12 protein-coding genes are annotated in these 14,610 nt (G+C 69.3%); 6 read left to right on the forward strand and 6 right to left on the reverse strand.

The features are described 5' to 3' along the window. Positions 1–2: 2 nt before the first annotated feature. From AB7E83_RS18215 to AB7E83_RS18230, 4 genes are all read left to right on the forward strand, one after another. Entirely contained in the window at positions 3–812 is an 810-nt protein-coding gene (locus AB7E83_RS18215; RefSeq protein WP_428571962.1) for an ABC transporter ATP-binding protein, read from the forward strand. Then, complete coding sequence (locus AB7E83_RS18220) at positions 809–2,056, forward strand: phenylacetate--CoA ligase family protein (protein WP_428571964.1); 1,248 nt, start codon at positions 809–811, stop codon at positions 2,054–2,056. Before AB7E83_RS18215 ends, AB7E83_RS18220 begins: the two co-directional genes overlap by 4 nt. Positions 2,057–2,149: 93 nt before the next feature. Then, a complete protein-coding gene (locus AB7E83_RS18225; protein ID WP_428571965.1) occupies positions 2,150–3,139 on the forward strand; it encodes a tripartite tricarboxylate transporter substrate-binding protein in 990 nt (329 codons plus the stop codon). 91 nt (positions 3,140–3,230) lie between these two features. Then, positions 3,231–4,217: a Bug family tripartite tricarboxylate transporter substrate binding protein gene (locus AB7E83_RS18230; RefSeq protein WP_428571967.1), complete on the forward strand. Its 987-nt coding sequence runs from the start codon at positions 3,231–3,233 to the stop codon at positions 4,215–4,217. A gap of 32 nt (positions 4,218–4,249) precedes the next feature. On the opposite strand, the gene AB7E83_RS18235 is transcribed toward AB7E83_RS18230, so the two are convergent. Further along, positions 4,250–4,573 (reverse strand): DUF1840 domain-containing protein, encoded by a 324-nt coding sequence (locus AB7E83_RS18235; RefSeq protein ID WP_428571969.1) that lies wholly within the window; start codon positions 4,571–4,573, stop codon positions 4,250–4,252. Between the two features lie 10 nt (positions 4,574–4,583). Beyond that, on the reverse strand, positions 4,584–5,846 hold the full coding sequence (locus AB7E83_RS18240) for a class I SAM-dependent methyltransferase (protein ID WP_428571970.1): 1,263 nt from the start codon (positions 5,844–5,846) through the stop codon (positions 4,584–4,586). 112 nt (positions 5,847–5,958) lie between these two features. On the opposite strand from AB7E83_RS18240, the gene AB7E83_RS18245 reads away from it, so the two are divergent. Then, complete coding sequence (locus tag AB7E83_RS18245; RefSeq protein ID WP_428571972.1) at positions 5,959–6,435, forward strand: MarR family winged helix-turn-helix transcriptional regulator; 477 nt, start codon at positions 5,959–5,961, stop codon at positions 6,433–6,435. 52 nt (positions 6,436–6,487) lie between these two features. Beyond that, positions 6,488–8,101 (forward strand): AMP-binding protein, encoded by a 1,614-nt coding sequence (locus AB7E83_RS18250; protein ID WP_428571973.1) that lies wholly within the window; start codon positions 6,488–6,490, stop codon positions 8,099–8,101. Between the two features lie 15 nt (positions 8,102–8,116). On the opposite strand, the gene AB7E83_RS18255 is transcribed toward AB7E83_RS18250, so the two are convergent. The 4 genes from AB7E83_RS18255 to AB7E83_RS18270 form a co-directional block, all read right to left on the reverse strand. Beyond that, positions 8,117–10,246, reverse strand: a complete 2,130-nt coding sequence (locus AB7E83_RS18255) for an HlyD family efflux transporter periplasmic adaptor subunit (RefSeq protein ID WP_428571975.1) — start codon at positions 10,244–10,246, stop codon at positions 8,117–8,119. A gap of 92 nt (positions 10,247–10,338) precedes the next feature. Further along, positions 10,339–11,664 carry an efflux RND transporter periplasmic adaptor subunit gene (locus AB7E83_RS18260; RefSeq protein ID WP_428571977.1) on the reverse strand — a complete coding sequence of 442 codons (1,326 nt, stop codon included), beginning with the start codon at positions 11,662–11,664 and terminating at the stop codon, positions 10,339–10,341. Positions 11,665–11,669: 5 nt separating this feature from the next. Beyond that, positions 11,670–12,548: an efflux RND transporter periplasmic adaptor subunit gene (locus AB7E83_RS18265; RefSeq protein ID WP_428571979.1), complete on the reverse strand. Its 879-nt coding sequence runs from the start codon at positions 12,546–12,548 to the stop codon at positions 11,670–11,672. Positions 12,549–12,592: 44 nt separating this feature from the next. Next, on the reverse strand, positions 12,593–14,530 hold the full coding sequence (locus AB7E83_RS18270) for a TolC family protein (protein ID WP_428571980.1): 1,938 nt from the start codon (positions 14,528–14,530) through the stop codon (positions 12,593–12,595). Positions 14,531–14,610: the final 80 nt, after the last annotated feature.

The following is a 14,610-nucleotide window of genomic DNA, read 5'->3' on the forward strand; positions in this document are numbered from 1 at the left end:
TCGTGGAGACCCGCAGGATCGTCCTCGACGTCAACGGCATCGAGGTCATCTACAACCACGTGATCCTCGTGCTCAAGGGGGTCTCGCTGCAGGTGCCCGAGGGCAGCGTGGTCGCGCTGCTCGGCGGCAACGGCGCGGGCAAGACGACCACGCTGCGCGCCGTGTCCAACCTGCTCGCGGGCCAGCGCGGCGTGGTGACCAAGGGCTCGATCGAGCTGCGCGGCGAACGCATCGAGAACCTGACGCCCGCCGACCTCGTGCAGCGAGGCGTGGTGCAGGTGATGGAGGGCCGGCACTGCTTCGCGCACCTCACGATCGAGGAGAACCTGCTCACGGGCGCCTACACGCGCAAGAGCAAAGGCGAGATCGCTGCGAGTCTCGACAAGGTGTACGCGTACTTCCCGCGCCTGAAGACCCGCCGCACCTCGCAGGCCGCGTACACCTCGGGCGGCGAGCAGCAGATGTGCGCCATCGGCCGCGCGCTGATGGCGAACCCGTCGCTCGTGCTGCTCGACGAGCCGTCGATGGGACTCGCGCCGCAGATCGTGGAGGAGGTGTTCGAGATCGTGAAGGACCTGAACACGAAGGAGAAGGTCACCTTCCTGCTCGCCGAGCAGAACACGAACATGGCGCTGAAGTACGCAGGCTACGGCTACATCCTCGAGAGCGGCCGCATCGTGATGGACGGGCCGGCCAGCGATCTCGCATCGAACGAGGACGTGAAGGAGTTCTACCTCGGCGTGGGCGGCGGCGAACGCAAGAGCTTCCGCGACGTGAAGAGCTACAAGCGCCGCAAGAGGTGGCTCGCGTGAACTCCTTCTTCGACGATCTGGAGCAACGCTCGCGCGACGAGCGCGAGGCGCACCTGCTCGCCGCGTTGCCGGGGCACGTCGCGCATGCGAAGAATGCGTCGCGCGCCTTCGCGCAATCGCTGGCCGAGGTCGACGCGTCGCGCGTCACCACGCGCGACGCCCTTGCGAAGCTGCCCGTGCTGCGCAAGCACGAGCTGCTGGAACGCCAGCGCGCGCACAAGGACACCGATGCCTTCGGCGGCTTCGCCGCCGTCGTGCGCGGGCCGAGGATGCCGCGCGTGTTCGCATCTCCCGGGCCGATCTACGAGCCCGAAGGCGCGGCGCGGGACTACTGGCGCGCCGGGCGCGCGATGTTCGCCGCGGGCTTCCGCGCGGGGGACCTCGTCCACAACGCCTTCAGCTACCACATGACGCCGGGCGCGTTCATCATGGAATCGGGCGCGCACGCCGTGGGCTGCACGGTCTTCCCCGCCGGCACCGGCCAGACGGAGCAGCAGCTGCAGGCGATTGCCGAGCTGAAGCCGGATGCGTATTCGGGAACGCCGAGCTTCCTGCGCATTCTCGTCGAGAAGGCGCAGGAGACCGGCGCCGGCATCGCGAGCCTTCGCAAGGCGATGGTGGGCGGCGAGGCCTTCCCGCCGAGCCTGCGCGACTGGTTCGGCGAACAGGGAATCGCCGCTTACCAGTGCTACGCAACCGCCGACCTCGGCATGGTCGCGTACGAAACCGCATCGCGCGAAGGCATGGTCGTCGAGGAAAGCGTCATCGTCGAGATCGTGCGTCCCGGCACCGGCGACCCCGTGGCCGAAGGCGAAGTGGGCGAGGTCGTCGTCACCGTGCTGAACCCGGACTACCCGCTCATCCGTTTCGGCACGGGCGACCTCTCGGCCGTGCTGCCCGGGATCTGCCCGACCGGCCGCACGAACATGCGCATCAAGGGCTGGATGGGGCGTGCGGACCAGACCACCAAGATCCGCGGCATGTTCGTCCATCCGTCGCAGGTGGCGGACGTCGCGCGGCGCTTTCCCGAAATCGTGAAGGCGCGGCTCGTGGTCAGCGGCGAGATGGCCAACGACACGATGACGCTGCACGTCGAGGCTTCTTCCAACCCTCGGGACCTAGACTTGCGTATAGGGGAGGCTGTACGCGAAGTGACCAAATTGCGGGCCGACGTCGTGATGCTCGCGCCGGGCTCTCTTCCCAATGACGGCAAGGTCATCGAGGACGCGCGGAGCTACAAGTAAATGTTGGTTCGCGGCGCCTCGCGCTACGTAGTTACCGCGTTGCCCGGCCGGCGCCGGATGCCTATCATGGCCGCGCACATTCAAGGAGCGTTCATGCACAAGTTTCTCAAGTCCCTGGTGCCCGTGGCACTGCTCGCCGTCGCGGCCGCCGCCGGTGCGCAGGGATTCCCCGTCAAAGACAAGGTGATCACGCTCGTCGTGCCCTTCGCCGCCGGCGGTCCCACCGACCGCGTCGCCCGCGATCTCGCGGAAGCCATGCGCAAGCCGATGGGCGGCGGCACGATCGTCGTGGACAACGCGGCCGGCGCGGGCGGCTCGATCGGCGCGAACAAGGTGGCCAAGGCCCCCGCCGACGGCTACACGCTGCTCGTCCATCACATCGGCATGGCCACGATGCCCACGCTGGTGCGCAACATCCCGTTCAAGGTCGAGAGCGATTTCGAGTACGTGGGCCTCGTCAACGACGTGCCCATGACGCTGATCAGCCGCCCGTCCCTTGCCGCCAACAACTACAAGGAACTCGTGTCCTGGATCGGCGCGAACAAGGGCAAGGTCAACCTGGCGAACGCCGGCGTCGGCTCCGCCTCGCACCTGTGCGGCATGCTGTTCCAGTCCGCGCCGAAGGAAGACATGACGACGGTGCCTTACAAGGGCACCGGCCCGGCCATGACCGACCTCATCGCCGGCCAGGTCGACATCATGTGCGACCAGACCACCAACACCACGGCGCAGATCGAAGGCAAGAAGGTCAAGGCCTTCGCGGTGAGCTCGCCGAAGCGCCTCACGACGCCGGCCCTCAAGGACCTGCCGACGCTCGACGAAGCCGGCCTCAAGGGCTTCAACGTGAGCATCTTCCACGGCCTCTACGCGCCCAAGGGCACGCCCCCCGCCGTGATCGCCAAGCTCAACGATGCGCTCAAGGTCGCCCTGAAGGACCCCGAGTTCATCAAGAAGCAGGAAGGCCTGGGCGCCGTGGTCGTGAACGACAAGCGCATGGAGCCGGCGGAGCACAAGCGCTTCGTCGCCGCGGAAATCGCGAAGTGGAGCCCGGTCATCAAGGCCGCCGGCGTCTACGTCGACTGATCGCCAGCCGATCGTCGCGCTCTCATGGAAAAGCCGCTCTCCGGAGCGGCTTTTTCTTTGGCATCATCGAAGAACAAAAAGGAGACAAGCCATGTCAGGCACCCGCCGCAATTTCATCGCGTTCGCTGCGGCCACGGCCGCCGCGTCGGCCTTCTCGCAGTCGGCATGGCCGAACCGGCCCGTGCGCATCGTCGTGCCGTTCCCGGCCGGCGGCACCACCGACATCCTCGCGCGCGCGATCGCGCCCGAACTCTCGCGCGCCTTCGGGCAGCAGTTCATCGTCGAGAACCGCGGGGGCGCGGGCGGCAACGTCGGCGCCGAACTCGTCGCGAAGTCGCCCGGCGACGGCTACACCTTCCTCATGGGCACGGTCGGCACGCACGGCATCAACCGCGCGCTCTACGACAAGATGCCCTACGACCCGATCAAGGACTTCGCGCCGGTCACGATGGTCGCGGGCGTGCCCAACGTGATGGTGATGAACCCGGACAAGGCGCGTGCCTACGGCATCAACAACGTCCGCGATTTCATCCGCTATGCGAAGGCGAACCCCGCCAAGCTCAACATGTCGTCGAGCGGCAACGGCACGTCGATCCACCTGGCCGGCGAACTCTTCAAGAGCCAGGCAGGCGTGTACATGGTTCACTTTCCTTACCGCGGATCGGCCCCGGCGCTGCTCGACCTCGTGGGCGGGACCATGGACGTGATGTTCGACAACCTGCCTTCCGCGCTGCAGCAGATCCGCGCCGGCAAGCTCAAGCCACTCGCGGTGACCAGCCTGCAGCGATCGGCCGCGCTGCCCGACGTGCCCACGATCGAGGAAGCCGCCGGCTTCAAGGGCTTCGATGCCACGTCATGGTTCGGCCTGCTCGCGCCGGCCGGCACGCCCGCCGACATCGTCAACCGGGTGCAGCAGGAAGTGGCGAAGGCCCTGGCCACGCCCGCGATGAAGGAAAAACTCGTGGCGCAGGGCGCGATCCCGAGCGGCAACACGCCGGCCGAGTTCGCCAGGCACATCGATGCCGAACATCGCAAGTGGGCGGCGGTGGTGAAGGCGTCGGGCGCGAAGGTGGATTGACGTCATTCCCGCGCAGGCGGGAATGACGCCGATCACACGCCCCAGACGATCTCGTGCCCGGCCTGCTGCGCGCGCCGCAGCATGTCGATAAAGGGGACGGCGCGCTGGCGCAGGGACACGGCATCGGCGCGCGGCGCGACCTCGCCGCGGGCCTTGGCTTCGTCGGCGGCGGCTTTCTGCTCCGCCTCTTCCTGCGCGATGGCCTGCTCCAGTGCGGCGATGGCGGCCGGCATCTGCGACGCCTCGATGATTCCCTTTGGCGCGGGGTCCTTGCCGATCGCTTCGAGCACGCGCCGCCCGTTGGGCTCGAGCATGATGAGGTCGCCGGCCGCTTTCGATTTGAACTTGTACAGCATGGCGCCAGTATCAGCGATACACGTGGTCGCGTGTGAAGGGGTAGCTCGACTGCGCCCCCGGCAGTGAGCCGGTGCCCAGGTCCTCGTCGGGATGCGTCGCCAGGATCTGGTGCAGCGCGACCCAGCCCTGCTCGAACGTCATCGCGCAGCCCGCGAGATAGAGCCGGTAGGCGCGCAGCACCCGCGCGCCCTGCTCCTCGCCCGCTTCACGCGCCAATACCGCCTGCGCATGGTCGAGCTGCGCCTCCAGCGCATCGGACCAGGCCCACAGCGTGCGTGCGTAGTGCGGCCGCAGGTTCTCGGTGTCGACCATTTCCAGCCCGGCCGTCGCGGCGTCGCGCAGCACGCGGCTCACGTGCAGCAGCTCGCCGCCGGGAAAGATGTACTTGTCGATGAAGTCGCCCATGCCCGCGCCGAGCTGGCCCGCCTCCAGCGACCCCGCGGTGATGCCGTGGTTCATGACGAGCCCGCCGCGGCGCAGCAGCCGGCGGATGGTGGCGAAATACGTCGGCATGTTCGCAAGGCCGACGTGCTCGAACATGCCGACCGAGGCGATCTTGTCGAAAGGACGATCGACCTCGAGCTGCCGGTAGTCGCGCAGGTGGATGCGCACGCGGCCGGCCAGTCCCCGCTCGTCGATCAGCCGCTGCACGTAGGCGTGCTGGTTCTTCGACAGCGTGATGCCGGTCGCGTCCACGCCGTAGTGCTCCGCCGCCCAGAGCAGCAAACCGCCCCAGCCCGCGCCGATGTCGAGGAAGCGCTCGCCCGGCGCGAGCATCAGCTTGCGGCAGATCAGGTCGAGCTTGGCCTCCTGCGCCTGCGCGAGGGACATCTGCGCCTCGCGGAAATAGGCGCACGAGTACACCCGCCGCGCGTCGAGCCAGAGCGCGTAGAAATCGTCGGAGACGTCGTAGTGGAACTCGATCTGCCGCGCGTCCCGCTGCGGGGTGTGCTTGGCGAGCGAGAGCGCGCGCCGCCGCATGCGCGCCCACCAGGGCTCCTCGTTGTCGAGCGGGCTGGCGGTGAGCAGGCCCGCGGCCACCGCCATCAGGTCGCGCGCGCGGCCCTGGATGTCGACGCGCTTCTCGACGTAGGCCTCGGCCACGCGGCCGATCTGCCCGGTGGCAAGGCGGGCGAAATCCGACCACTCGTCGAATGCCAGCCGCACGGCGCCACCGTCGGCGCCGACCTGCCGGCCACCCGGGAGGCGCAGCGACACCTTGACGGGAAGGCGGTCGAGCCGGGACTCGATCGCCTGGATCAGCGCGTCCATGCCCGAATTTTCGTCAGGGCCGGGCACCGGCGTCAACAGGCGCCAGGGGCGAAGGATTGACAGGCATTTCTTCAGGTTTAAACTATTTAGGTCGAAGCAAAGGATGCGCCCCATGGACATCGAAGCCCGCGCCCACAGCGAGCACCCCGAAGCCCTGCGCCTGTGGCTGCGCCTGCTGACGTGCACGCAGCTCGTCGAGAAGGACGTGCGCTCGCGCCTGCGGGAGCGTTTCGACACGACGCTGCCCCGCTTCGACCTCATGGCGCAGCTCGAGCGATCCGAGGACGGGCTGAAGATGAACGAACTCTCTCGCCGCATGATGGTCACGGGCGGCAACGTGACCGGCATCACCGACCAGCTGGTGGCCGAGGGGCTCGTCGAGCGCATCGACGTCGAAGGCGACCGGCGCGCCTACCGCGTGCGACTGACGGCGAAGGGACGGCGGCTGTTCAACGACATGGCGCGCGAGCACGAGACCTGGATCCTCGATGCCTTCTCGGCCTTGACCGAACGCGAGGTCGCGACGCTGCACCGCCTGCTCGGCAAGGTGAAGGACCATGCCCGCGGATCGGCGGAGGTGTCGCCGTGAGGGCGCGCGCCGACCGCGCCGCGGGCGTCCGGCGCGGCAATGGAGCCCGCGGATGAGCCGGCCGACCGACCGTTTCGCGCGCGACCGCCTGCCGCCCGCGGCGCAATGGCCTGAACTGCGCTACGACCTGCCCGAGCTTCGGTTGCCGGCCGAGTGCAACCTCGTGGAGACCCTGCTCGACAAGGCGCGCGAACGCGGCTGGGCCGACCGACCGATGCTGCGCTCGAGCGCGGGCACGCTCACTTACGACCAGGCGCGCCAGCGCATCGACCGGGTGGCGCGCGTGCTGGTCGAGGACCTCGGCGTCCAGCCCGGCCACCGCGTGCTGCTGCGCGGCGGCAACTCCATCGGGCTCGCCATCGCCTGGCTCGCCGTCGTGAAGTGCGGCGCGATCGCGGTCGCCACCATGCCGCTGCTGCGCGCTCGCGAACTCGGCGACATCCTCGACAAGGCGCAGCCGGCGCTCGCGCTGTGCGACGCGAAGCTGCTCGACGAACTCGAATTCGCGCGCCGCGAGCGGCCGACCCTGCGTCGCGTGGTTGCGTTCAACGCGGGCAACGATCCGGCTTCGCTGGAAGCCCTCGCTGAGGGCAAGGCGGGCGACTTCGCGGCCGCCGCCACCGATGCCGACGACGTTGCCCTGCTTGCCTTCACGTCGGGAACCACGGGCAAGCCCAAGGCGGCCGCGCACACGCACCGCGATGTGCTGGCCGCCTGCGAGGCCTGGCCGCGTCACGTGCTTCGCTCGACGCCGCAGGACGTCGTGATCGGCAGCCCGCCGCTCGCCTTCACCTTCGGCCTCGGCGGCCTGCTGATCTTTCCCATGTGGGCCGGCAGCTCGGTGTATTTTCCCGACGCGCCCTACACGCCCGAGACCATGGTGCGGACGATCCATGAGGTCGGCGCCACGATCTGCTACACCGCGCCGACCTTCTACCGGCAGATGGCGCCGTTCGCGAAACGGCAGGGCATCGGGGCACTGCGCGTGAGCGTGAGCGCGGGCGAGGGCCTGCCCGACGCGACACGGCAGCTCTGGAAGGAAGCGAGCGGCATCGAGATCACCGACGGCATCGGCGCCACGGAGATGTTCCATATCTTCATTTCCTCGCCGCCGGCCGAAGTCCGCCGCGGCGCGATCGGCAAGGTGGTGCCCGGCTACACCGCGAAGGTGGTCGACGACGAGGGCAAGGAAGTGCCGCGCGGCCAGGTCGGCAAGCTCGCCGTGATCGGGCCGACGGGCTGCAAATACCTCGACGACCCCCGCCAGTCGAACTACGTGAAGGACGGCTGGAACTACCCCGGCGACGCATTCACGCAGGACGAGGACGGCTATTTTTTCTATCGCGCGCGGGCGGACGACATGATCATCACGGCCGGCTACAACGTGGGCGGCCCGGAGGTCGAGGATGCGCTGCTGAAGCACGCGGCCGTGGCCGAGTGCGGCGTCGTCGGCAAGCCCGACGAGGAGCGCGGGATGATCGTCAAGGCCTTCGTCGTGCTCAAGCCCGGGAACGAGCCCGGTGCGTCGATGGCGAAGGCGCTGCAGGACCACGTGAAGGCGACCATCGCGCCGTTCAAGTATCCGCGCGAGATCGAATTCGTCGCGAGCCTGCCGCGCACCGAAACCGGCAAGCTGCAGCGATTCCGGCTGCGCGAGCGCGACTGAGCGCCCGTTGGTGCGCTAGAAGCCGCTTTCGCGGACGAGGACCTGCAGGCCGCGGCGCGTTGCCGCTGCGAGCGAATCGAGGGGTCCCGTTGGCACCACGAGCCGGCCTGCCAGCACGGCGCCCGGCGCCCGTCCCGGTATCTGCACGTCAACCTGGTACAGCGTCTCCTTGAGCTGCCATTCGCCGCGCGCGCTCTGCGTCGCGATCAGGTCGCCGCCGTGGTGCGCATCGAGCAACTGGTGCGGCAGCACGCGCGTGCCCGTGGTGTCGATGCGCACCACCTTGCCCTCGACACGCGGCCGCTCGGGCAGGTTCGGCACGAAGGTGACTTCGGTGCCGACGGCGAGCCGGCGGACCTGCGTCTCGGACACCCACGCCCGCACCTGGCCCTGTTCGATGTCGACGAGCCGGCCCAGCAGCCGGCGCGGGTTGATCCAGCGGCCGGGCGCGATGTCCGTCGGGACGTCGACCAGGCGCCCCGCGTGCGCGCTGCGGATTGTGAGCCGCTCGAGCTCGTCGGCCACCGCGCGCTGCTCGGACACGGCCTGTTCGAGCTCCTCCTGCAGCACGAGGGCGCGCTCGCGGTTGCGGTCGCTCGCCGGAATGCGCGCGAGTTCGGCGCGGTTGCGCTCGATGCGCACCGCCGCCGCCTGCCCCCGGAAGTAGAGATCGGGCGCCTGCAGCTCGAGCAGCAGCTGGCCCGCCTTGACGACCTGTCCGTCTTCCACATGCACGGCCGCCACCTGCGCCGGCGTGGCGGCGTAGATGCGGGTTTCCTCGCCCGCCAGCCATAGCGCGGGCGCGCGCGATTCGCCGGACCACGCGAGCAGTGTCGCGGTGCCGCCCAGCAGCGCGAGGATCGCGATCAGTCGCCCCCAGCGCGGTCGCGCCCGGGCGCGATCCTTCCACACGGCCCGCGCCTCGCTCCAGACCGGCCGCGCGAGGAACCAGACCAGTTCGACCGCCATGAGCAGGATGCCCAGCGCCTTGAAGAAGGCGAAGTACACGAGCGCGGCGATGCCGAGGAAGACGATCGCGCGATAGGCCCAGGTGACGTAGGCAAAGCCGATCAGGAAGCGCCGCATGCCCGCGCCGAAATGTTCCGGCGCCGGCACGTCGATGCCCCACAGCTGCTTGCGCATCCACCACTTCGCCAGCGCGCCGCTGCGCTCGTGCAGGTTGGGGAAGTCGAGCGCGTCCGAGAGCAGGAAGTAGCCGTCGAAGCGCATGAACGGGCTCGCGTTGATCGAGATCGTGAGAATCAGCGAGGTGGTGGCCAGGAAGAAGAGCGCGGCGCGCAGCGCGCCCGGCGGCGCGAGCGTCCACAGGAACAGGCAGACCAGCGCGATGCTCAGCTCGGTGGCGACGCCGGCGGCGGCGATGCGGAAGCGGGCGCGATGGTCTTCGAGTTTCCAGCTGTCGCTGGTGTCCGTGTAGAGCATCGGCCACAGCACGAGGAAGGCCAGGCCCATCACCGGCACCCGCACGCCATGATGGCGCGCGACGAACGCATGCCCCAGCTCGTGCAGGACTTTGGCGAACGACGCCGCGACGGCGGAGGCGATGAGCCCGTCGATCGTGAACAGCCCCGCGAACGACTGCGTGAACTCGGTCCATTCGCGCGCCACGGCGAACGGCGTGAGGATCGCGAGGACGACCAGCGCCACCTTGACCGGCGTCGACACGAGCAAGCGCGCCCACGGCAGCATGCGCTCGAGCCAGGCATCGGGCCGCACGAGCGGCAGGCGGAAGAAGAGGTAGTGGTGCAGCAGCCAGACGAGCCAGTGCTGGTGCCCGCGCCGCCACAGCTCCAGCAGCACGGCGTAGTCGCCGCTGTGCCCCGCGGCCACCAGCTGGTGGCGCAGCAGGAATTCGCGCAGCGCGAGCACTTCCTCGACGTCCACGTCGACGCCCAGCTGCTCGCCGGCGCGCGCCGCGATGTCGGCCGGCGTCGCGCCCGCCTGCCACTGGGCGAGCATCTCGACGTCGAAGGTGCCGAGCTCGAAGTAGCGGTTGCGCAGCGGGTCGTGGATGCGAAAGCGCGGCGAGCCGTCGCGGAAGATGCCCACGCGCTGCACGTGCAGGTCTTCGCGCAGCCCCGGCAGGGCCATCTGCGCGGGATTCAGCCCCATGGTGAAGGCCATTTCAGTGCCGCCCGGCCGCCCGAAGGCACTGAGAAGCCCCCTCGGGGGGCACCGGACCGCGCGAAGCGGGGGAGCGTGGCGGCTGTCTCACTTCAGAACCCCAGCATGCGCCGCGCGGTCGCGAACGGCCGGCGGAAGATGTAGTAGCCGAGCGGCACGGTGTCGCCATAGATCTTGGCCGAGCCGCGCACGCCCAGGCGCGGCGCCTGCGTGCCTCGCTCGAATTCGGCGCGCAGCACGTAGGCGAGGCCTGCATCGACCGTGTTCTCCGCCTCGTAGCCGATCAGGACGATGGTGGCGGTGAGCGTGTCCAGCGGCGAGATGTTCTGATAGAACTGCACCTCGCTGCCGACGCGGATGTCGATGAGATCCTCCGCGGGCAGATGCAGCGTGAGGCCGGCCAGCGCGGGGTTCGCGACGGTCGCGATGCGCTCGCCGGTCACGAGCGGCCGGCCGATCCATTCGTCCGCGCTCGTGTACGTCACGAGCCCGTCGATCGGCGCCTTGAGCTGCACGCGGCCCAGCAACTCCTCGTTGTAGGCGAGTTCGGCCTGCTTTTCGTCCATGCGCGCCTTCAGCGTCAGCAGTTCCGAGCGGCTCTGGTCGTCGCCGAAGGCCTTGGAGCCGGCGCGCGCGTACTCGGCGCGCGCGATTTCGAGACCCTTGCTGGCGACCGCGAAGCGGTTGCGCACGACCGTATCGTCGATGGACGCGACGACGGTGCCCGCCTTCACCATGGTGTTGGGCGGGACATGGAAGCGGGCGAGCACGCCGTCGACGGGCGCGGCGATGGCGGCGGGATCGAGCGGCGTCACCTCGGCCGGCGCGACGGCCGTGAGGCGCACCGGGATCGCCATGAGGCCGGCGATGACGAGGATCGAGATCAGCAGCGCGCTGCGCGAACCGCGCAGGCGCTGGCCCAGCCGCTCGCGCCAGCCCCGGCCTTCCCACGCCGCGAGCACCAGCGCCACCTGGCGCGACGCGAGCTGCAGCAGCGCGACGCCCTGCGCGGGCAGGGGCTCTTCGAACGCCACCAGCAGCCAGCCGAGCAGGCCGCCCGAGGGCGACACGAGCCGGCACAGCACCGCCTGCTCGGGCAGCCATTCGGCCCAGTCGCGAGCGAGCGCTTCGGGCACGTCCTCGACTGTGAACGCGGCCACCGGCTGGTCGCCCGCGTGCTTCACGAGCTGCGTCAGCCACTGCGCGAAGGGCGCGTTCTCGTCGACTTCGGAGAGATGCGAGACGGCCGCGATGCGCACCTTGCGCACCGCGTCGGGCTTGAGCAGCACCGCGAGGCGGTGCGGCATGACGGTGCCCAACCGGTTGGCGGCGACGAAGCCCGCTTCGGCGGCGGAGTGCGCCCCCACCAGTTCGGCCTCGAAGCGCAGCAGTGCCTGAGCAGGATCGGCGGCTTCCATCGGCACTAGCGCGCGCCGTCGAACACGGCCTTGCCGATCATCCCGGGGAGCACGTTGACCGGCACCCTGTCGAAGCGGCCGGTGACCTCCACGGTCTGGCTCGACCCGTCGATGCGGCTGCTGATCTTGGCGATCTTCGCCCGGTAACTGCTCCCGGTCTCGTCCACGGTGAGCGTGAAATTCGCGCCGGGCTTGAGCCAGCGCAGCCACGCGGAGGGAACGAACAACTGCGCGCGCAGGCTCGCGGGATTGACGATCTCCAGCAGCGGCTGCCCCAGGTTCACCGACTCGAAGGCCTTGGCGCGCATGCGCACGACCTTGCCCGGATAGGGCGCGTGCACCACGCAGTATTGCTCCTGGGTACGGGCGAGCTCGAGCTGCGAGCGCGCCTTCGCGGCCGCGGCCGCGGCCACGGTCACGTCGAGGTCGCTCGCGGCGCCGAGGCTTTGCAGCTTGAGTCGCGCGAGGTGGGTCTCGCGCGCGCTCAGGAGCTCGGCCTGCGCCACCTTCACCGTGGCCTGCCGCTCCGAGCAGTCGAAGGCGGCGAGCAGTTCGCCCTGCTTGAAGCTGTCGCCGACCTGCTTGGGCATGCTGATCAGACGGCCGGCGAACTGCGACGAGATCGTGGCTTCCATTTCGGCGACGACGAGCGCGCGCACTTCACCCGGGCCAGCGATCGGCACCCCGAGCGTGGCCGGGGCCGGGACGGGAATGGCCGTCGGCGCCGCCACCGAATCGGCGGGGGCGATGGCGCGCGGCGGGCGCAGCGGCAGCGGCTGCACCTGGCCCGGCGGCGCCGGGCGGGGCGGCGTCTGCGCCAGGACGGCGGCAGCCGACAGGCCCAGCGTCGCAACGGCGGTCCAGCGCGCGAAGACCCGGTACATCAGGAAATTATTCGGCATTCCTTGGCGAAAGACTGAGGCGCGCTTCATCGCGCCGTGGATGGCAAAAACCGAGGGCCCGACCACGACCGATCGAGCTTCAGAGCGCCGCCCTCCGTCATCGTGAGCGTATCCCGCGGGATCGCGGGCCGCGCTCCGATGAGCTGGCGCAGATTTTCGGCGATCTTGAAGATCGCGGCTTCTCCAAGCACTTTCCACTGGTCGCGCGTCACGGGGTCGAGCAGCATCGAATTCATCTGGACCACGTGCAGCATGTTCCCGCTCGAGCCGTCCGCCAGCGTGATCTTCAGCGTCACCGGCCGGCCGGCGTCCTGGCGCGGGCCCAGCTTCACCGCCACGTCGGCCTCGATCGCGGGGGTCTTCTGCACCACCGGCACCTGCATGACGCGCATCACGGTCACCATCGATTCGGTGAAGTCCCCGAGCATGTCGTTCGGAACGCCGACGATGGCCCCGACGCCCACCGTGCGCAGCGCCTGGCCCGCCTGCGTGATGAAGTGGGCGTCCGCGAACTTGCCGAAGGCGGCATCGATCTGGTTGGCGAGCGTCGGCGTTTCGTCGGCGTTCGTCTCCGCGTTGACCACATCGTAGCCCACCGAGTTCATCACGCGCCCCAGCGAATGTTCGAGGTTGGCGTGGATCACGTCGCGGCTGATCTCGGTCACGGTCACGCGGGCGCCCGCGCGGATGAGTTCGAGCTCGGTCTCCAGCCCCGACTGCTGCGTCGATTGCAAGGCCCGCAGCAGCGCGCGGTCGTCGGCCAGCGCCTGGTTCCAGATGCCCAGTTCGTGCTTGAGCAGGTCGTAGCGCGTGACGGCCACGCGCGTCTGCGCCATCACCGCCATCGTGAGCGCTTCGCGCCGCGCCTTGTCCAGCTCCTCGGCGGCCTGCTGGGTGCGCTTCATCGCGGGCAGCGAGAGCAGCTTGAGCAGGTTGAAGCTCACGAGGCTGGTCAGCTCGCTCCACTGGTTGTTGACCAGGAAACGGTTGCTGTCGTAGTTGGAGCCGACGTTCAGGTTGATGCCCGGCAGCAGCGACAGGAGCTGGCGCCTGCCTTCGTCCTGCGTGATACGGATGCGCAGGCGTTCCTCGGCGAGCTCGGGCCGGCGTTCGAGCGCCATCGCCTCCAGGTCGTCGGCACGCGTCGCAAGATCGGGCAGCGGCGGGAGCACGCCCTGCGGCGGGCTGACGACCCGGTAGTTCTCGCCCGGCCGCAGTCCCACGAGTTCGGCGAACTCGGCACGCCATTGCGCGAGCTCCTGCCGGCGCGCGCTCAGCTGCTGCTGCAGGTCGAGCAGGGAGCGGCGGTACGCGATGATCTGCAGTGGCGGCATCAGCCGGCGCGCCTCGATCAGCCGCGACCGCTCCGCCGAGCGGTCGATCTGCTCTAGCATCGCGTCGATCTGCGGCAGCAGGCGTTGAGCAGCCTCGGCGCGCCACCAGGCCAGCCGGACGTCGAGCACGAGGTTCTGCAGCGCGCGGCGGCGGCGCTCCTCGGCGATCAGCACCTGGTCGGCGTTCTGCCGGGCGCGGTAATAGGACAGCCCGAAGTCGAGGACGCTCCAGCTGAGGGCCGCGTTGGCCGTGCTGTGCACCCGCTCCGTGGCGGCGGAGGGCGTGGAAGAAATCGTGCCGTCGGGCTGATAGCCCACGCCGAATGCATCGTTGCTGCGCCAGTTGTACCCGGCGGAAAGCGCCAGCCGCGGAAGCATGTCGTAGCGCGAGAGGTCGAGATTCGACGACTGCACCATCGCCTCCATCTGCCGCACGCGCACTTCGAGGTTGTTGCGCATCGCGCGCGCCGTCGCCTCGGACAGCGTGAGGGGTCCCTTGAGCGGCTCGAGCCTGTCGATGATCGACGCGAGATCCTTCTGCGCCTGAGACGAGTTCTCCTGAAGCGTCAGCGGCTTCGGTGTCAGGGCGCAGGCCGCGAGCGCCGACGCCAAGGCGGCGGCTGCGGCCACCCGTCCCGCACGCCCCAGGGGCGACGCCCGAACGGAACGGGGTGCTTCTTCACTCGGCAAACTCGGTTTCCTTCTCCGTG

The organism is Ramlibacter sp., from assembly GCF_050250995.1.
Classification (GTDB): Bacteria; Pseudomonadota; Gammaproteobacteria; order Burkholderiales; family Burkholderiaceae_C; genus Ramlibacter.